Source organism: Colwellia sp. BRX8-4, assembly GCF_014077345.1.
Taxonomy (GTDB): domain Bacteria; phylum Pseudomonadota; class Gammaproteobacteria; order Enterobacterales; family Alteromonadaceae; genus Colwellia_A.
In genome coordinates this window covers 77,206-97,212 of record NZ_JACGVS010000015.1, presented here as the reverse complement: position 1 = coordinate 97,212, position 20,007 = coordinate 77,206, and the positions used below count along the sequence as shown (strand labels likewise).

Sequence of the window (20,007 nt, the reverse complement as noted above, 5' to 3'; positions counted from 1 at the left end):
TATATAGCTTCGTTTACGTTAACTTGCCATTGGCAAATGTTAAAATCTTAGCGACCACTTCATCAATAGAAAGATCAGTAGAATCAACAATTAACGCACCTTCTGCTGGGATAAGGGGAGCGACCGTACGGGTCTGATCTCGCTCATCTCGCTGACGTATGTCATCCAAAAGGCGCCCGATTTTAACATCAAAACCTTTCTCTTTCAACTGATTAAATCGACGTTGTGCTCGTTCTTCTGCAGAAGCGGTTAAAAATACTTTAACCGGTGCGTTACTAAAAACGATTGTTCCCATGTCTCTTCCATCAGCGACAAGCCCAGGAGCGACTTTAAAAGCACGTTGGCGACGTAAAAGCGCTTCACGCACTCGAGGGAAGGCTGCTATTTTAGAAGCGATAGCACCGACTTCTTCTGTGCGTATGCTATTACTAACATCTTCGCCTTCTAAAATAACTTTTCCTTCACCTTGACTGGTTATTTCAAATTGCACGTCTAAATGAGCAGCAATGGGGATCAAGGATTCTTCATCTTCGATAGTTAAATGGTGATGCAATGTCGCCACTGCAAGCACACGATAAATAGCTCCGCTGTCAAGCAAGTGCCAGCCAAGTTGCTCTGCAACTAAACGTGCGGCTGTGCCCTTACCTGCTCCACTAGGTCCATCTATAGTTATTACCGGTATTTGTTCTATCATATTTTTATCTACACTAAAGCTAGTTAAACTAAGTTAGTCACTTAATTTAAGCTTGATTGAGTGTTAGTCCCACTTGGTTTGCTAAGGTGACAAAATTAGGGAACGAAGTCGCTACATTGTCACACTCTAAAATTTGAATTTCGCCAGTAGCTCGTAATGAGCTAATCGCAAAAGACATGGCAATACGGTGGTCATCATGACTATGAATAGTCCCTGATGTTAATTGCCCACCAACAATATCTATACCGTCATCATAAACAGTACAGTCAATATCTAATTCTTTTAAGCCATCAGCCATTGCTTGGATGCGATCGCTTTCTTTCACTCTTAATTCTTCTGCACCACGTAACCGTGTTGTACCTTCAGCACAAGCAGCCGCAATAAATATCGCCGGGAACTCATCAATGGCAAGCGGTACATCACGTTCGTTAATATCAATACCTTTTAATGGTGATGATTTAACCACAACATCAGCAACAGGCTCTCCGCCCGCCATACGCTCGTTAATGATGCTCAAATCGCCATTCATCTGCTGTAAAATATTAATAGCGCCAATACGCGTTGGGTTCATACCCACATTACGAATAGTCAACTGCCCTTCTTTAGCAATTAAACCCGCAACCATAAAAAATGTTGCTGATGAAATATCGCCAGGTACTTGAATGTCGCAAGCCGTTAATTGATGGCCGCCTTCAATGGAAACCTTTTTACCCATCGGGGTATCTTCAACCTTTACCGGATAACCAAAAGCGGTCAACATGCGTTCAGTGTGATCGCGAGTAATACCGGGTTCGGTTACCGAGGTAATGCCGTCGGCATAAATTCCCGCAAGTAATACACAAGATTTTACTTGCGCACTGGCCATTGGCAAGTCGTAATGAATCGCGGTTAAGGTTTGACCTTCATCAATACCTTGTGAAATAACCGGTGGCGTACCGTTTTCGGCAGCAGAGATATTTGCACCCATTAATTTTAATGGGTCAACAACGCGTGCCATAGGACGTTTATTTAAAGAACTGTCACCAGCCATTTGCCAAGCAAAATTTTGTCCGGCGAGTAATCCCGACATTAATCGGATAGTTGTTCCTGAATTACCAATATTTAAAGCTTCTTGAGGTGCGGTCAAACCACGCAAACCTTTGCCATGAATAACAACATTTTGTTGCTTGTCAGGGCCTTCTATTTTTATGCCCATCGCCTTAAATGCATTCATTGTTGCTAAACAATCGTCTCCAGGTAAGAAACCCGAAACATGCGTGGTACCTTCAGCTAAAGAGCCAAACATAATAGAGCGATGCGAACATGACTTGTCACCTGGTACAATGATATCTCCGGATACTTTTCCGGCAAGGCCTGTGGTGATAGTTAATGTTTTATTTACTTGAGACATTTTTTTTCCATTAAATTAATGTTGTTTTATGACAATTTTTCAATCACTTTTACTAAATATAATTACTTATGTTGCTCGCCAGCACTATAAACGAGCGATGAAACAAAGATAAAACGATTACTTTGCCTGTTATTACTTGCTGTTATTACTTGCTGTTTTTAGCGGAAAATTCTTTCATAAAAGCAACCAACGCAGTTATACCTGCTAATGGCATAGCATTATAGATACTGGCACGCATACCACCCACCATACGATGACCCTTTAAAGCCATTAATCCCTGCGCTTCTGCTTGTTTTAAAAACTCATCATTCAAGCTTTCATCTGTTAACCAAAAGGGAACATTCATTAGACTACGATACTTTGCTTCAATATGATTTTGATAAAACGCGCTTTCATCAATATAACCATATAAAACCTCAGCTTTTTGTTTGTTTATCTTTGAAATTTCTTTAACACCGCCACGCTCTTTTAACCATTCAAACACTAAGCCGGCTAAATACCATGCATAGGTTGGCGGCGTATTGTACATTGAATCGTTCTTTGCTAACACCTGATAATTCATGATTGACGGGGTTGTTAATTGAGCATTGCCTAATAAGTCATTACGTACAATAACAATAGTTAGACCAGAGGGACCAATATTTTTTTGCGCACCGGCATAGATAAGACCGAATTTTTTAACATCAATTTCATGAGACAAAATGGTTGACGACATATCAGCAACCAGTGGCACCCCATGAGTTTCTGGAATATCAAACATCTCGATACCGTCAACGGTCTCATTCGGGCAGTAATGTACAAAGGCAGCGTTAGGGTTTAAGCCCCACTCGTTACTTGATAATACGTGAGTTTCGCCTTCAACCTTACTGACAACATTGATCGCCTTTATTTCACCATAATGCTCAGCTTCTGCAGCGGCAGCTTTTGACCAAGAGCCAGAAATAATATAATCGGCTGATTTGCCTTTTGGTAGTAAATTTAAAGGGACCGCAGAAAATTGACCTCGACCACCACCATGACAAAACAAGACACTGTAATTTTCTGGTATTGCCATCAAATCACGTAAATCCGCTTCGGCTTTTGCTGCTACTACCAAAAACTCTTTACTGCGGTGACTCAGCTCCATCACTGAACTACCGGTATCTTGCCAATTGACAAATTCCACTTGTGCTTTTTTCATTACCTCTACAGGTAACATCGCAGGACCGGCACAAAAGTTAAATACTTGAGACATATAACACAACACCTTCTATAAAGTTTTAAATACGTTTGTCGATGCACTTGGTCAAACTGTTTTAATTATTTTTATTATAAACATCAATTTGGTCAACATTCTCTTGGGTAAAATAAGACTGCTCATCAAATGGAGATATGCTCCTGCATTTGCTTAATACCGTTCGTCCTGAACATCGTCACTCATTCACATCCATGTGATCGTGACATACCGTTCGTCCTGAACATAAAAAGGGCGGTGATTAGCCGCCCTTTAAACTGAATTTTTAGCGGTAACTATTCGTTATCACTTTCGATGAGTTGTTCTTCATCACTATCAGCTTCTGGCAATACCTCTGTTGAAGTACTGTCAGTTGTCGAATCTATTAACTGCTCAGAAGTTTCTTCCGCTCCTTCGAGAACGTCTTCTTCTTCTATTTCGTCAATACGTTGCAATGCAACAACATGTTCGCCTTCAACCGTTCTAATAATACGAACACCTTGAGTATTACGACCAATAACACTGACTTCATTAACACGAGTACGCACTAAAGTACCGTTATCAGTGATAAGCATTATTTCATCTAAATCTTCAACCTGAACAGCGCCAACTACTGGGCCATTTCGGTCGCTGACTTTAATAGAAACAACACCTTTAGTCGCACGACTTTTCGCTGGGTATTCCGTTAACGCGGTACGTTTACCAAAGCCATTTTCGGTTATTGTTAATATTGGGCCATCATTAACTGGCACAATAAGTGACACAACCTTTTGATCACCTTCTAACTTAATACCACGAACACCAGTGCCGGTTCGTCCGATAGGTTTTAATGCCCAGCGTTCTTCACCTGTTTCTGCGTCTAATTTAATTTCACCCGTTTCACTGTCACGAAGTTTCTCATTAAAACGAACAACTTTACCCGCATCCGAGAACAACATAATATCGTTGTAACCGTCGGTAATAGCAACGCCAATTAAGGTGTCATCATCACGTAAGTTAAGGGCTATAATACCGTTAGCACGTTGGTTTTTGTAAGCGGTAAGTGCTGTTTTCTTAACAGTACCTGAAGCCGTTGCCATGATAATAAACTTGTCTTCTGCATATTCACGAACCGGTAATATTGCGGTAATACGTTCACCTGCATCAAGCGGTAAAATATTAACAATAGGTCGGCCACGAGCAGTACGACTCGCTAAAGGTAATTGGAATACTTTCAACCAGTAGAGTTTTCCGCGATCTGAGAAACACAAAATAGTATCGTGGGTATTGGCAATGAGTAAACGTTCAATGAAATCTTCTTCTTTCATCTTAGTCGCTGCTTTACCTTTACCGCCACGGCGTTGTGCTTGATAGTCACTTAACACTTGGTATTTAACATAACCTTCATGCGATAACGTAACCACAACATCTTCTTCTGTGATCAAGTCTTCCATCGATAAGTCATGCGAAGCATTAGTAATTTCAGTACGACGTTCATCACCAAAATCATTACGGATAGTTTCTAGCTCTTCACGAATAATTTCCATTAAACGTTCAGGCGAACCTAATATATGTAATAACTCAGCGATAATATCGAGTAATGCTTTGTATTCAGATAAGATTTTTTCGTGTTCTAAACCAGTCAACTTATGTAAGCGAAGATCTAATATCGCTTGTGCTTGTTGCATAGTTAAGAAGTATTGACCGTCTTGAATACCGAAACCTTCTTCAACCCATTCAGGACGTGCTGCGTCATCACCAGCGGCGCTGAGCATATCGGCAACATTACCTAAATCCCAACCACGAGCCAGCAGTTTTTCTTTTGCTTCACTTGGCGTTGGTGAATTTTTAATTAATTCAATAATCGGGTCAATGTTCGCTAATGCAATCGACAAACCTTCTAGTAAATGCGCGCGTTCACGTGCTTTACGTAATTCAAAGATAGTACGACGAGTAACAACTTCACGGCGATGAAGGATAAACTCTTCAAGCATTTCTTTGATATTAAATAATTTAGGTTGGCCGTTAGTTAACGCCACCATATTTAAACCAAAAGAAACTTGCATTTGGGTAAGTTTGTACAAGTTATTTAAAACAACTTCACCGACTTCTCCACGTTTAATTTCAATAACCATGCGCATGCCGTCTTTATCAGACTCATCGCGTAGCGCTGAAATACCTTCAAGGCGTTTTTCTTTTACCAGCTCCGCCATCTTTTCGATAAGGCGCGCTTTGTTTACTTGATAAGGTAACTCATGAACAACAATCGTTTCTTTACCGGTTGTTTCATGAACTTCGATATCGGCACGGGCGCGAATTTTAATTTTGCCACGACCAGTACGGTAAGCTTCTTCGATACCGGCACGACCACTGATAATACCGGCTGTCGGAAAATCAGGACCAGGTATATGTTCTAATATCTCTTCAAAGGTCAAATCACTATTTTCAATCAGTGCTAAACAACCGTTTATCACTTCTGTTAAATTGTGAGGAGGTATATTGGTTGCCATACCTACCGCGATACCTGAGGTACCATTCACTAATAAATTAGGAATACGCGTTGGCATAACAACAGGTATATATTCAGTACCGTCATAGTTAGGTACAAAATCTACCGTTTCTTTATCAAGATCGGCTAAAATAGAATGTGCTATTTTTGACATTCTGATTTCGGTATAACGCATTGCTGCTGCAGAGTCACCGTCAACCGAACCAAAGTTACCTTGACCATCTACTAGCATGTAGCGTAATGAAAATGGTTGCGCCATACGTACTATTGTATCGTAAACGGCAGTGTCGCCATGTGGGTGGTATTTACCTATTACATCACCAACAACACGTGCTGATTTTTTGTAAGGTTTATTGAAGTCATTACCAAGTACATTCATCGCGAATAATACGCGGCGATGAACAGGTTTTAAGCCGTCTCGTACATCTGGTAATGCACGACCTACAATTACGCTCATAGCGTAATCTAGATAAGAATTTTTTAGCTCATCTTCAATATTGACAGGTACAACATTGTTTGACAAATCGGTCATAAGTCGATGGTATCCCTTAACTTAGCAAGAATTTTGAAAGTTTTTTCGAAATTATAATTATTAATTAACACAGCATACTAGCATAGTTTTAATGAGATGCCATACCGCTTTATTATCTAAAAAGCACTAAAAATGGCCGTGCTGAAAAGTCACAAATCCCCAAGTGGTTATTTATTGTTCAGCATTTTATCTGCCTCAATATTGTTAAGATTTTTGTTGTTCAAAAACACGGCGTTTTGCAATCGCTTTTTCAGTAATAGTTTTATCTAAAACTTTACCCAAGCCAAGTAAAAAATAAACTTCAGCGATAACAAACAATGGACCAATAAGTAATTGATTAATATCATCGAGAAAAGCAGGTTTTGCTTTTTCATAGTGATGACCAATAAATTGGATAACCCAACCAATAACGAAAACGCCGATAGCAATTAGAATATGATGTTCTGCTGTCACAACTTCATGAACACTCCACATTAAAGGGCCAAATAAAATAAACGCGAATAGTGCCAGTGGCAACGATAACAATAGATAATAAAACAGCACAATAACCGGTACTATGCCTGCCAAAGTAAAGTTAACCTGTTCAATACCTAAGTAATTATTAATAAATGTTGATTCAATTTCAAAGGAAACACTGGCCAGTAATAAGGCAATTGACCAAATAATCATCGGCACACCAATAAAGTGGCTGTTAATGTTTTTTCTATTTAAATGGACACTTTTATAAGTGGATAGTTGTTCTACTACTGATTTCATTATGACCTCTTAGGGTTTATCTCATCTTACTTGTTAAGCAATAATTTATCGCTATAGCTACTCAACATCAAGATACAATTACAATGCATTTTACGCCAAGTCGCTATATTGTTCTATTGATTCGGTTGCTCATAATAAAAAACCCTGCCGAAGCAGGGTTTTATTTATCAACATAAAGTGAACGGGTTGCCCCTTTCTTTAGGTTATTTGGGTGTAGCTTGTAGATTTAATGTCATCCCTGAAGCTGCTGAATAACCGTAGATATCCACATACCATACACCTTTAGCTGGGTCGGTAAAGTTACAAGCTTCATTGTTACCATTTTTATAAGGACGACAATCATAAACAGACGTTGTTGACTGTTTACCTTGTGTTACATATAAATCTGCATCACCTGAACCACCTGAAAGTGTAACCGTTAAATCGGCATAACCATCGGCTAAGTCAAGGGTGTAACGTTTCCATGTTCTTCTTGCAACAGTAACATTATTAATTGTGCTATCAATCGGATTAATCGTATTACCACCACCCGTAGTAGGTTCAGTGTAACTCCCCGTTAAACTAACACCAGCAAAATCACTATAGGCTTTAAGTCTTACGTAGTAAGTGCCACCGGCTTGCGTACTTGCACACGATTCAACATTACCTGATTTATAAGGGCGACAATCGTAAACACTGTCGGTTGGCTCAGCACCAAACTTCACATATAAATCTGCATCACCACTACCACCTGTCATAGCAAAATTAATATCTGTTGCGCCAGCAGGTACTTCCATGGTGAAAACTAAATCATTACCCGTTGCAGCCGTTAACTCAGTTTTAACCTGACCATTTTCAAGGACAGTATCTGGTATTGTTCCACCACCACCGCCAGTGTCACCGCCAGAGCCATCACATCCATTCGCGGTAATGTAATCGATCGCATCTTTAGTTTGGGCTAAACCATAACCAAATTTGACATCGCGACCCGCAGCACCTAAATCTTGTGCACTACTATTTAATACGTTACGAATTTCAACGTTAGTACAGCTTGGGTGATGACTCCACACCAAGGCAGCAACACCAGCAACATGAGGAGATGCCATTGAAGTACCACTCATTTTGCCATAATTACCCGCGCCAATATTTATACTGGCGCTTAAGCCAATATTATTTTTCATCGCTGCGCCGTCCGTATCAGATACGGTAACACTTGGGATAGAGGTTGCGTTTGCGTCACCTAATGTGCCACCAAAGCTTCCCGGTGCATTGTTATAAAGAATTGCGCCTACACCCCCGCTGTCTTGACAAGCTTTAACTTTATCGTAAAACGAAATATTGCCACGTTGAATTAAACAAACACTACCTGCAGCGCCTGTATCTATAGTTTCGCCCGTGGCAAAATCATAGAGAGAACCCGTTGCTTGACCTTGGTTTTCCATCGCATTAGCGGTATAACCGACATTAGCGACAGATACTTCAACGACTGAACCTGAACCTTCAGGATAAATAGAATAAACATCAACACCTGGACCAGATATCTCTACTTGGCTATTTTTTTGTGAAAAGTCAGCTAAGGCTTTATTACTGTCAACAGCAGCAACTGACATCACTGCATCGTAAGAAGCAGGAAAGCTTTCTAAATCAGTAGTTGCTGTAGCAACACCATCATTACCGGCTGCAGCTATAAGTAAAACGCCTGCATCATAGGCCGCTTGAATACCATTTTGTTCGCTGGTACTTGAACCAGAACCACCTAAGCTCATATTAATAACGTCTGCGCCGTTACTGACACAATCATTAATAGCACTAACAAGTGTTGAAGAATATCCCCAGCCCGCGGCATTAAATACTTTTATAATGTGCAAATTAGGATCGGTGCCAATAACACCGCGAACACCAATACCATTGTTAAGCGCGGCAATTGTTCCTGCTACGTGAGTACCGTGTGGACCACCTTGATCATACCAGTTACCTGTACCACTATTGCTTGTGCCAGTTATTGTGCCTCCTTGTGCCCCCATGTCTTCATGAGGTAGGTCTAAACCTGAATCAATAATACATATTTTCTTACCGCCAGCATTGGCAGAAGCAATCATATCGTCAACTTGATCGGCTTGAACCATACCAATACCATAAGGCACCGTTTGTGCCATAAAGCGACGTGGTAGATCTTCTTCTACGTATTCGACATTATCGTCCATCGCTAAATTCATCGCTTGTGATGAAGATAGCTCAGCACTGATCATATTTACATCTGGAAATTCGGCTTTAACATTGACCCGCAATTTCTTTAATTTTTCCTTAACAGCGGCAAGACGAACAAAGGCGTTTTGGCTACCAATGAAACTCGTTGCTTGATTGCTGGCTGCTTGGTTATTAGCTGCTTGCTTGTATTTGATAATAAAGCGTTTGGGTAAAGGTGAACTGGTCACTTCAGATAATACATTATCTGCGTTTTGTACGCTAAGCGGTTGGGCAGCGTAAAGTGCTGTCGATATTGATACCGACAATATACTAGCAGTGGTCAATATTAATGATTTCTTTGTTATCTTATTCGACATCTATATTCCTACCTATTAAGTTAATTTTAATTATTATTTTTTTGCTGGGGGAATTTCAAATGAGAGTGATACATCATTATCGAAGCAGCAATGACCATAACATCAAGGTTTAATATATTACAAGCATGTTATTTAAATGTTAAATAAAAGAAACAACAATAAGAGTGATAATTACATAAAAAGCAACGAGTTATAATATTAAACTTTCTTTTTACTGCTCGATGTTAGTGGATAAAGGCTTAAATCAAGGGTATTTATAGCCGATAAAAATCAGTAGTGAGTAAGATAGTAGCGATAAAAAGTCTTAATGTGCCCTACTTTTCTCAGCCTTGGCTCGTCTGCATTAGCATATGACTTATCCACTTTTAACGAGGATAACAAACTCAACGTTCAGTACTAGGCGAACCATTTACTTTAGTTTAGAATTACTGACAATAATTGATTAAAATAATGAAAATGTAATGTCGACAACTAACAACACTAAAGCTGTTAACGTAAATGAAGAAGAAATTGCCAAATTTGAAAAGGTTGCAAGCCAGTGGTGGGACCTTGATGGTGATTTTAAACCATTGCATCAAATAAACCCTATTCGACGACAATTTATTTGTCAGCATGTCGGCGACATTTATGGTAAAAAAATTATTGATGTTGGCTGTGGTGGGGGTATTTTAGCTGAGAGTTTAGCCAAACTTGGTGGCGATGTTACTGGGATTGACCTCGGCGAAGAACCATTAAATGTAGCAAGATTACATGCGCTGGAGAGTGGATTAACGGTCAATTATCAAAAAATACCTGCCGAAGACAAAGCGATTGAGCAACCCGAAAAATTTGATGTAGTCACTTGTATGGAAATGCTTGAGCACGTACCCGATCCCGCTTCAATTATAGAAGCTTGCGCTCAAATGGTAAAACCCGGCGGTTATGTCTTCTTTTCAACCTTAAACAAATCAATAAAGTCATATTTATTGGCTATTGTTGCCGCCGAAAAAGTCCTTAAAATAGTCCCTGACGGTACACACGACCACAAAAGTTTTATTCGTCCATCGACCTTAATTGGCTGGGCTGAATCATTTGATCTCAAATGCATTGATGCCGCAGGCATTCATTACAACCCGCTGACAGAGAATCACAAACTTATTTCATCACTAGATGTGAATTATATTCTTTGTTGTCAAAAAATATAAATAAGGGAAAGTACATTGCAAAATACTAAAATTTCAGGGGTATTATTTGATCTTGACGGTACCTTATTAGATACCGCCAATGATTTAGGTGCTGCACTTAACTACGTTTTACGAAAATATAACTTAGCAGAAGTAGCCCGTGAAGATTATCGTCCAATCGCTTCTGATGGCGCATTAGGGTTATTAACACTGGGTTTTGCACAAGCTTTGAAAAACTATGATTACGAAGTGTTACGTGCGGAATTTCTCGCTTATTACCAAGAAAATATTGCGGTACATACCTGTCTTTATCCTGGCGTAGCTCAATTACTGTTGACGTTGAATGAACGAAACATTCCTTGGGGTGTTGTCACGAATAAGCCAGAAGGTTTAACAAGACTATTATTGCCTTATTATAGTGAATTCGAAAAATGTTTATCACTGGTTGGTGGTGATACTTTCACCAACCGAAAACCACACCCAGAGCCTATCCTCAAAGCTTGTGAACAAATATCAGTGCCAAGTGAGCTATGTTTGTATGTCGGAGACGCTTTGCGTGATATTGAAGCCGGCAATAGTGCTCAAGCAACTACCGTCATTGCAAAGTGGGGCTATATTATCGCTGGTGAAGATTGTAAAAACTGGCAAGCGGACTATCACGCTGAAACCCCCTTAGATATCTTATCATTACTGTAATAATGTTAAGCCAAACGCGAATAAAGTAACGGTTTAAATCCAGTGATATAGGTCCTTAACTTGCTATAACCAACACAGAAAAAAGCCACTCAACAGTGGCTTCTTTCTTAATAAAACACCCATAATAAAGTAGAGCTTGGTTAACTGTTAGTCAATATTGTCAGGGCCTACTCGCACAATTAACTTACCAAAATTCTCACCTTCTAATAAACCAATAAAAGCATTTACTGTATTTTCTAGCCCGGCAATTAAATGCTCTTTATAGTTAATCTCACCTGCTATTAACCATTTTACCATTTGCTCGCTAAACTCGTTATAACGATGACCATAATCATCAAAGACAATAAAGCCTTGCATTTTTATACGCTTAACAAGTAATGTTCCCATCAATGAAGAAAGTCTGTCAGGCCCACTAGGTAATTCTGTCGCATTGTACTGAGAAATTAAGCCACACAAAGGAATACGGGCACAGCTATTTAATAGTGGCATAACAGCGTCAAAGACTTTACCGCCAACGTTTTCAAAATAGACATCAATCCCTGATGAACAAACGGCCGCTAATTGCTCAGCTAAATCATCACTTTTATGATCAAGACAATGATCAAACCCTAAACTGTCAACTGCATAGGTACATTTAGTCTCACCGCCAGCAATACCGATCACTTTACAGCCTTTTAATTTAGCTATTTGACCCACTAAACTTCCAACCGCTCCTGTTGCCGCAGCAACGACTACCGTTTCACCTGCTTTTGGTTGACCGATATCCAATAAACCCATGTAAGCCGTTAGCCCAGGCATACCCAAAACACCTAAGGCATGAGACGGGTTAACCATATCATTATCAAGCTTGAGCAATTCACTACCATGAATAACGCTATAATCCTGCCAGCCACCAAAAGCGACAACCCAATCACCTTTTGTGTAATCATTGTGATTTGACTCTTCTACTCGACAAACACTTCCACCCACCATCACTGCATTTAAAGCGACGGGATCGGCATAAGACTTAGCATCATTCATTCGCCCTCGCATATAAGGGTCGAGTGAAAGAAAAACCGTACGAAGTAATACTTCGTTAGCTTGAGGGATGGGTTTATTACTAGTAACGAGATTGAAGTTTTCTGCTTTTGGCGCGCCAACGGGTCTTGATGCTAGCACCATTTGGCGATTGATATCTGTTGTTTGAGTCATAAGAGTTACTCCTGTAAAGAGCCAGTAAAAGCGCTAAGTGTGTTGGGATTAAAAAAGGCCAATATAAGAGAAATATATCGACCTTTTATGAATAAGGGCAGCGTGTCAATTAAACAAGCCACTCATTTTTATTTTATCTTTACAAAGCTTGCGTTAAAATCTCTCGGCTTATTGCTAGAGTAATATCACTGTTTTCACCTAGTGCTGTCATGCCATGTTGCTCTAATCGTTCGACAAGGGAATCAATATCAGCGCTACCAAGATCAACGTGAGATAAGCGCGTTGGTACCTGCATCTTTTCAAAAAACTCTTCTGTTAAACGGATAGCTTGATCAATACGTGCATTATCATCACCTTCAGTTATCTGCCAAACACGTGTTGCATATTGAAGTAATTTTTCACGCTTTTGCTCACGACGTACTTTCATCACGGCAGGTAACACAATAGATAAGGTTCGAGCGTGGTCAATACCAAAGGCACCTGTTAATTCATGGCCTATCATATGTGTTGACCAATCTTGTGGTACTCCAGCACCAATAAGACCGTTTAGTGCCATAGTGGCCGACCACATAATATTTGCTCTAACGTCTAAATCATCTTTAGTTGCCGGGGCTAAGGCTTTAGGTCCTTCTTCAATTAAGGTTTGTAATAAACCTTCACTGAACCTGTCTTGTACTTTGCCATTAACGCTGTAAGTTAAGTACTGTTCAATGGTATGAATAAAAGCATCAACAACACCATTACCAATTTGACGATCTGATAATGAGAAGGTCACACTTGGGTCTAACACCGCAAATAATGGACGCACTAAAGGACTAGAAAAAGGGAGCTTATTACCGTCTCGTGTTACCACGGAATTACCATTACTTTCTGAGCCAGTGGCAGGTAAAGTTAACACCGCGCCAATGGGTAAAGCTTTAGTGAACGCTTGCTGTTTGGCAAGAATATCCCAAGGGTCATCACCTTCAAATAATGCCGCAGCGGCAATAAATTTAGCGCCATCAACAACAGAGCCACCGCCAACAGCAAGTAAATAATCAATATTTTCAGCTTTGATGATCGTTTGCGCTTTCATTAAAGTGTCGTAAGTTGGGTTAGGTTCAATGCCTGAAAATTCAAAGTAAGTGTGCTCTTTAAGCGCATCAATAACTTGCTTATAAACACCATTACCTTTGATTGAACCTCCACCGTAAACAATGAGTACTCTTGCATCTAATGGTATTTCTTTTGAAATGGTTTGAATTTCTCCCGGCCCAAAATTAATTTTAGTTGGGTTTTGAAAATTAAAATTTAACATTTATATGTCCTTAAAGGTAAAGCGTTAAATCGATTAGCTAAACAGGTTAGCTAATCGAGTTGTCTGTTCTAAGTAACTATGCTGAAAGGTGAGTTAATAATTTTTCAGCGGCTAATGCCGAGCTAGCTGGGTTTTGACCGGTAATAATGAGGCCATCTTGAATTGCAAAGGCATGCCAATCTTGAGCCTTTTGGTATTCGCCGCCACGTTTAATCAATTCATCTTCTACTAAAAATGGCACAACTTCAGTTAGTTGAACCGCTTCTTCTTCACTGTTAGTAAAACCGGTTACGGCTTTGCCTTTAACAGCAAAATCACCAGAAGGTTGTTTTACATTTAACAAGGCAGCGCTTGCATGACAAACTGTTGCAACAGCTTTTCCGGCGTTAAGAAAGTTTTCAATCAAGGTAATTGAGTCAGTATTGTCGGTAAGATCCCATAATGGACCATGACCACCAGGATAAAATACTGCATCAAAGTCAGCTTCATTAACAGAAGCTAATATTAGCGTATTAGCGATTTTAGCTTGTGCTTCGCTATCTGCATCGTAACGGTCTGTCGCAGCTGTTTGAAAGTCTTCAAGTGTGCTGGTTGGGTCTATTGGTGCTTGTCCACCCTTAGGTGTTGCTAAAGTAACTTCGACACCAGCATCGATAAAAGCATAATAAGGGGCGGCAAATTCTTCAACCCAAAAACCGGTTTTTTGGCCTGTGTTACCAAGCTCATCATGTGAAGTAAGTACCATTAATATTTGTTTAGTCATTATCATTCATCCGTTTGGTTATATAAGTGAGTTTAGGTGTTCGTTTATTCAATGTAGCTAGTATATGCCTAAGAACAAAAATGAACAATGCAGATAAAACTGACATCATTGTATCAATAATTGATACAATGATTAGCAAAGTAAATGATTAACTGGTTATTACCTCAATAGGTGCTGTTATGGATATCTCATTTGAACAACTCAAAAGTATGGTTGTATTCGCTCAAGTCATTGAACAAGGTAGCTTAAGTGCAGCCGCTAAACATTTAGGACTATCAAGAGCAGTAGTAAGTTATCATTTGAAGAAGCTTGAAGCGCAGCTCGAGGTAAAGTTACTTAATCGTTCAACACGTGCGATTAACCTGACCGAAGCGGGTCAAGCCTATTATGAACGCTGTCGAGTTATTGCTGAGCAAGCCAGTGCCGCTAATCAGCAAATTGAAAATTTCAAAAATGAACCTATCGGCTTACTTAAAATAACGTGCCCGGTAAATGTTGGTTTGCAGACCGTTGTGCCGGCGCTGAACGAATTTAAAAAAATTTACCCCAAAATAGCACTCGATGTGATGTTAACTGATGAGGTCGTTAATATTATGAAAGAAGGTATCGATTTAGCGATTCGCGGTGCCCCCTTACCTGACTCTGGTTTACAAGCAACTAAACTGGCGACGCTACAAACATGCCTTTGTGGCGCACCTGAATATTTTCTGCAATTTGGCCGCCCCACTAAACCGGCTGATTTAAGCGACCACCAATGGGTTATTTATAAATTAACCTCTGGAGTGTTAACCTTGACTAAGGGCAGTCGTTCGTTCAGTGTCACCACAAAAGGCAGTATTAGTACCAATAATGCCGCCGCACGTACTGCCTTTGTTGAAGCAGGACATGGTCTGGGCCGTATTCCTATTTACGATGCTTGGCCAAAAATAAAAGCAGGCACTTTAGAAACAGTGCTAGATGATTATGCTTTTAGCGACATTAATGTCTTTGGTGTATTCCCGCCTGGTACAGCCAATTCCAAAAAGCTGCGCTTATTACTTAACTTCTTAAAAGAGTATTTCACCAGCCAAAGTATAATAAAAAAGCAATAACCCCACTTATTAATGTATATATTTTTGTGTGGACCAACCGCTCTTATGATCTACTAATAACTAGCGGATAAACTTTATACAAGTTGTCATCGTAACGCTTAACCTAAACAGTCTATATCAGCATTATTGTTCATTTAGTGCCCTTCCTGCTTAAAAAAAAGCAACGTGTTGTTTTTATTGGAAATTAAGTTTTAGCTGACAAAAACAACCAATAAACGGGTAATTTTATTTAAAAATAAATTACCCACAAAAATTAATTAAAATAAACGTTGCGTTTTTGTAATATCAAAAATAAAAAGCACTACTAAGTTAGTCGTTACTAACTGAACTTTTACTCTAAAGAAAGTTATTAAAAACTATGCTTTTTATCACTTGCAAAAACAGCCAAACCTCATTATCTTGTGATCAGTTTTTAGAAAACCCCTATATATAGTGTATTTGTTGTTCAGATGTTTTTTTGTGCTAATTTACATTTTAGGGAAATATAATACTGATAAGTGTTCACTTAACGTTTTCTTTAGTTGACAACGTTAGGTAAATAAAGCGACCAGCATAATTAATAAATGACAGGCTCTTCATGACTAATAATCTTTTTGTAAGTAAGCGTAACGGCAAAAAAGAACTCATCGATTTAGAAAAAATTCATCAAGTTATCACTTGGGCTGCTGAAGGCCTTGATAACGTTTCGGTGTCACAAGTTGAGTTGAAATCTCATATTCAATTCTACGACGGTATCAAGACTGCTGACATTCATGAAACTATCATTAAAGCCGCCGCTGATCTTATTTCAGAAGAGACACCTGATTATCAGTATTTATCAGCACGTTTGGCTATTTTTCATCTACGTAAAAAAGCCTACGGCCAATTTGAGCCGCCTAAATTATTTACCCATGTTGTTAGTATGGTAGAAAATGGTAAATATGATGAACATCTTCTAGCTGATTACAGCGAAGCAGAGTTTGAACAAATGGAAAAATTTCTTGTTCATCCTCGCGATTTAGACTTTAGTTACGCCGCAGTCAAACAATTAGAAGGTAAATACCTTGTCCAAAACCGGGTAACGGGTGAAATTTACGAAAGTGCTCAGTTTTTATATATCTTAGTGGCCGCTTGTTTATTTGCTAAATATCCTGTTGAAACACGTTTAAAATATGTTGAAGGTTTTTATCACGCGATTTCAACCTTCAAAATATCGTTACCTACACCTATTATGGCAGGGGTACGTACGCCTACTCGTCAATTTTCATCTTGTGTATTAATTGAATGTGGTGACAGTTTAGACTCAATAAACGCGGCTTCTAGCTCTATTGTTAAATATGTTTCACAACGAGCAGGCATTGGCATCAATGCTGGCCGTATTCGCGCTTTAGGTAGTTCGATACGTAATGGTGAAGCCTTTCATACCGGTTGTATTCCGTTTTTCAAGCATTTTCAAACGGCTGTTAAAAGTTGTTCACAAGGGGGAGTTCGAGGCGGCGCAGCTACGTTATTCTACCCACTTTGGCATTTAGAAGTTGAAAGCTTACTGGTCCTTAAAAATAACCGAGGTGTTGAAGAAAATCGTGTCCGTCATTTAGATTATGGCGTGCAATTCAATAAGCTTATGTACACACGCTTAATCAAAGGAGAGTCTATTACTCTCTTTAGCCCGAGCGATGTTCCTGGCCTTTATGATGCTTTTTTTGAAGACCAAGAGAAATTTGAAGCCTTGTATGTAAAATATGAAGCTGATGATTCAATTCGTAAAAAATGCATTAAAGCTATTGAGTTATTCACCTTATTTGCTCAAGAGCGTGCCAGCACAGGTCGAATTTATTTACAGAATGTTGATCACTGTAATACGCACAGCCCATTCGATCCGAAACAAGCACCAATACGCCAAAGTAATTTGTGTTTAGAGATTGCGCTACCGACACAACCAATGAATGATATTAATGATCCAAATGGCGAAATTGCCCTTTGTACTTTGTCAGCCTTTAACTTAGGCGCAATAGAAAGCTTAGATGAATTAGAAGGTTTATCAGACCTTGCAGTTCGAGCGCTTGATAGTTTACTTGATTATCAAAACTACCCGATGCCAGCTGCTTACAATGCCACTATAGGCAGAAGAACATTAGGTATAGGCGTAATAAACTATGCTTATTACTTAGCTAAAAACGGCGTGTATTATTCAAATGGCAGTGCTAACAATTTAACTCACCGTACCTTTGAAGCCATTCAATTTAATTTATTGAAAGCATCAAATGAATTAGCAAAAGAAAAAGGCGCTTGTCCTAAATTTAATGAGACACGTTTATCACAAGGTATTTTACCGATTGATACTTATAAAAAGACCATTGACGACATTACCGGTGAACCCCTTCATCTTGACTGGGAAACTTTGCGAGAGAGTATCAAGACACATGGCGTAAGAAATTCAACGGTTTCCGCGTTAATGCCATCTGAAACTTCATCACAAATTTCAAATGCTACAAATGGAATTGAACCACCAAGAGGTTTAATCAGTATAAAGGCTAGTAAAGATGGTGTTTTAAAACAGGTTGTACCTGAATATCAAAGATTAAAGGGTAACTATGAGTTACTTTGGAATATTCCAAATAACGAAGGTTACTTGCAGCTAGTGGGTATCATGCAGAAGTTTATTGACCAAACCATCTCTGCAAATACTAACTACGACCCTGCACGCTTTGAAGGCGGAAAAGTACCGGTGAAGCAAATCTTAAAGGATATTTTAACCGCTTATAAATTAGGCGTTAAAACCATGTATTACCATAACACCCGTGATGGTGCGTCTGAGAATATGCTCGGATTAGAAGAAGAAGACTGTGAAGGCGGCGCATGTAAAATTTAATTGTGCGCACAAAAAAAAGCTTCATTGTTTTTTAACAATGGAGCTTTGAGCATAATCAGTCATACCTATAATTTTTAAAAACAAAATTTCGATAACAGGCTGTGACTTCCATGCGTGTTATCAAGGAGTAATAGATGTCCTACACCACGTTTAATCAAGTTCCTAACAATGCGCTACTCGAGCCAATGTTTTTAGGTAACAGTGTCAATGTCTCACGATATGACCAACAACGTTTTATCGCCTTTGAAAAACTTATTGAAAAACAGTTATCGTTTTTTTGGCGTCCTGAAGAAATTGATGTATCAAAAGACAGATCTGATTGGCAAAGTTTAACGCCTTCAGAAAAGCATATTTTCATTTCCAACCTAAAATATCAAACTTTGCTTGATTCTATGGCAGCACGCTCGGTGAATGCGATGTTTTTACCGCTGGTTTCATTACCAGAAGTAGAAACTTGGATAGAAACCTGGGCTTTCAGTGAAACCATTCATTCTCGCTCTTACACGCATATTTTGAGAAACTTGTTTTCAGATCCAAGTGAAATATTTGACGACATCGTTGTTAACCCAGCTATTTTAAAGCGTGCATCCAGTATTTCTAAATACTTTGATGCCGTGATCATCACCACACAACTACTCCAGTCACAAGGTGACGGTACCTATGAAGTCGATGGTGAAATGATTGAAGTATCAACTCGCAAGCTTAAAGAGCGCTTATACTTGGCTGTTTGTTCGGTCAACGCTTTAGAAGCCATTCGCTTTTATGTCAGCTTTGCCTGTTCATTTGCTTTTGCCGAGCGTGAGTTATTAGAAGGTAACGCAAAAATTATTAAGCTTATTGCTCGAGATGAAGCTTTGCATTTAACCGGTACTCAACATATTTTAAATAACTGGTTATCCGGTAGAGATGATCCTGAAATGAAAATCATTTCTCAAGAAATGAAAGAGCAAGGATTACAGATATTTCTTGATGTTGTTGAACAAGAAAAAGAATGGGCTCAGTACCTATTCAAAGACGGTTCAATGATTGGCTTGAATGCGGCAATATTAAATCAATATATTGAGTACATTAGTAATCAACGCTTAACGGCTATTGGTTTTGATGCACCCTTTGATATAAAAAGTAACCCATTACCATGGATGAATGCTTACTTAGTATCAGACAATGTTCAGGTCGCTCCACAAGAAACAGAGATATCGAGTTACTTAGTTGGTCAAGTCGACTCTTCTGTATCAAGTGATGATTTTGATGGCTTTGACCTTTAATGGTTTTAACCTCCAGATAAAGAAGCGATTATCATGCTTTCTTATCACATCATTAGCACATTTTGCGTTTAAGC

At 39.2% G+C, this 20,007-nt stretch carries 14 protein-coding genes; 5 read left to right on the top strand and 9 right to left on the bottom strand.

Annotated elements, in window-relative coordinates; genetic code table 11:
* Positions 1-13 precede the first annotated feature (13 nt).
* The 6 genes from cmk to H4J56_RS13465 all read right to left on the bottom strand — a co-directional run bounded on the left by cmk (position 14) and on the right by H4J56_RS13465 (position 9,616).
* Positions 14-694: a (d)CMP kinase gene (cmk, locus tag H4J56_RS13490; RefSeq protein WP_182215835.1), complete on the bottom strand. Its 681-nt coding sequence runs from the start codon at positions 692-694 to the stop codon at positions 14-16.
* A gap of 46 nt (positions 695-740) precedes the next feature.
* Positions 741-2,084: a 3-phosphoshikimate 1-carboxyvinyltransferase gene (gene aroA, locus H4J56_RS13485; protein WP_182215833.1), complete on the bottom strand. Its 1,344-nt coding sequence runs from the start codon at positions 2,082-2,084 to the stop codon at positions 741-743.
* A gap of 145 nt (positions 2,085-2,229) precedes the next feature.
* Complete coding sequence (gene serC / locus H4J56_RS13480; protein WP_182215832.1) at positions 2,230-3,318, bottom strand: 3-phosphoserine/phosphohydroxythreonine transaminase; 1,089 nt, start codon at positions 3,316-3,318, stop codon at positions 2,230-2,232.
* A 275-nt stretch (positions 3,319-3,593) separates the two neighbouring features.
* Positions 3,594-6,317, bottom strand: a complete 2,724-nt coding sequence (gyrA, locus tag H4J56_RS13475; protein WP_182215830.1) for a DNA topoisomerase (ATP-hydrolyzing) subunit A — start codon at positions 6,315-6,317, stop codon at positions 3,594-3,596.
* Positions 6,318-6,521: 204 nt separating this feature from the next.
* Positions 6,522-7,073, bottom strand: a complete 552-nt coding sequence (locus H4J56_RS13470) for a DUF962 domain-containing protein (protein ID WP_182215829.1) — start codon at positions 7,071-7,073, stop codon at positions 6,522-6,524.
* Positions 7,074-7,276: 203 nt separating this feature from the next.
* A complete protein-coding gene (locus tag H4J56_RS13465; protein WP_182251302.1) occupies positions 7,277-9,616 on the bottom strand; it encodes a S8 family serine peptidase in 2,340 nt (779 codons plus the stop codon).
* Between the two features lie 461 nt (positions 9,617-10,077).
* On the opposite strand from H4J56_RS13465, the gene ubiG reads away from it, so the two are divergent.
* Together ubiG and H4J56_RS13455 are read left to right on the top strand one after the other, a co-directional pair.
* Positions 10,078-10,800 (top strand): bifunctional 2-polyprenyl-6-hydroxyphenol methylase/3-demethylubiquinol 3-O-methyltransferase UbiG, encoded by a 723-nt coding sequence (gene ubiG / locus H4J56_RS13460; RefSeq protein ID WP_182259465.1) that lies wholly within the window; start codon positions 10,078-10,080, stop codon positions 10,798-10,800.
* Between the two features lie 15 nt (positions 10,801-10,815).
* Positions 10,816-11,475: an HAD family hydrolase gene (locus H4J56_RS13455; protein ID WP_220465306.1), complete on the top strand. Its 660-nt coding sequence runs from the start codon at positions 10,816-10,818 to the stop codon at positions 11,473-11,475.
* Between the two features lie 147 nt (positions 11,476-11,622).
* Here H4J56_RS13455 and H4J56_RS13450 read toward each other — a convergent pair whose 3' ends face one another.
* The 3 genes from H4J56_RS13450 to H4J56_RS13440 form a co-directional block, all read right to left on the bottom strand.
* Positions 11,623-12,666: an NADP-dependent oxidoreductase gene (locus H4J56_RS13450; RefSeq protein WP_182222261.1), complete on the bottom strand. Its 1,044-nt coding sequence runs from the start codon at positions 12,664-12,666 to the stop codon at positions 11,623-11,625.
* Positions 12,667-12,805: 139 nt separating this feature from the next.
* Complete coding sequence (locus H4J56_RS13445) at positions 12,806-13,963, bottom strand: iron-containing alcohol dehydrogenase (RefSeq protein WP_182215821.1); 1,158 nt, start codon at positions 13,961-13,963, stop codon at positions 12,806-12,808.
* A 76-nt stretch (positions 13,964-14,039) separates the two neighbouring features.
* Complete coding sequence (locus H4J56_RS13440) at positions 14,040-14,726, bottom strand: type 1 glutamine amidotransferase domain-containing protein (protein ID WP_070373842.1); 687 nt, start codon at positions 14,724-14,726, stop codon at positions 14,040-14,042.
* A 179-nt stretch (positions 14,727-14,905) separates the two neighbouring features.
* Between H4J56_RS13440 and H4J56_RS13435 the strand changes: the two genes are divergently transcribed.
* From H4J56_RS13435 to nrdB, 3 genes are all read left to right on the top strand, one after another.
* Positions 14,906-15,817 carry a LysR family transcriptional regulator gene (locus tag H4J56_RS13435; RefSeq protein WP_070373843.1) on the top strand — a complete coding sequence of 304 codons (912 nt, stop codon included), beginning with the start codon at positions 14,906-14,908 and terminating at the stop codon, positions 15,815-15,817.
* 577 nt (positions 15,818-16,394) lie between these two features.
* Entirely contained in the window at positions 16,395-18,668 is a 2,274-nt protein-coding gene (nrdA, locus tag H4J56_RS13430) for a class 1a ribonucleoside-diphosphate reductase subunit alpha (RefSeq protein WP_182215820.1), read from the top strand.
* 134 nt (positions 18,669-18,802) lie between these two features.
* On the top strand, positions 18,803-19,933 hold the full coding sequence (nrdB, locus tag H4J56_RS13425; protein ID WP_182215818.1) for a class Ia ribonucleoside-diphosphate reductase subunit beta: 1,131 nt from the start codon (positions 18,803-18,805) through the stop codon (positions 19,931-19,933).
* Positions 19,934-20,007: the final 74 nt, after the last annotated feature.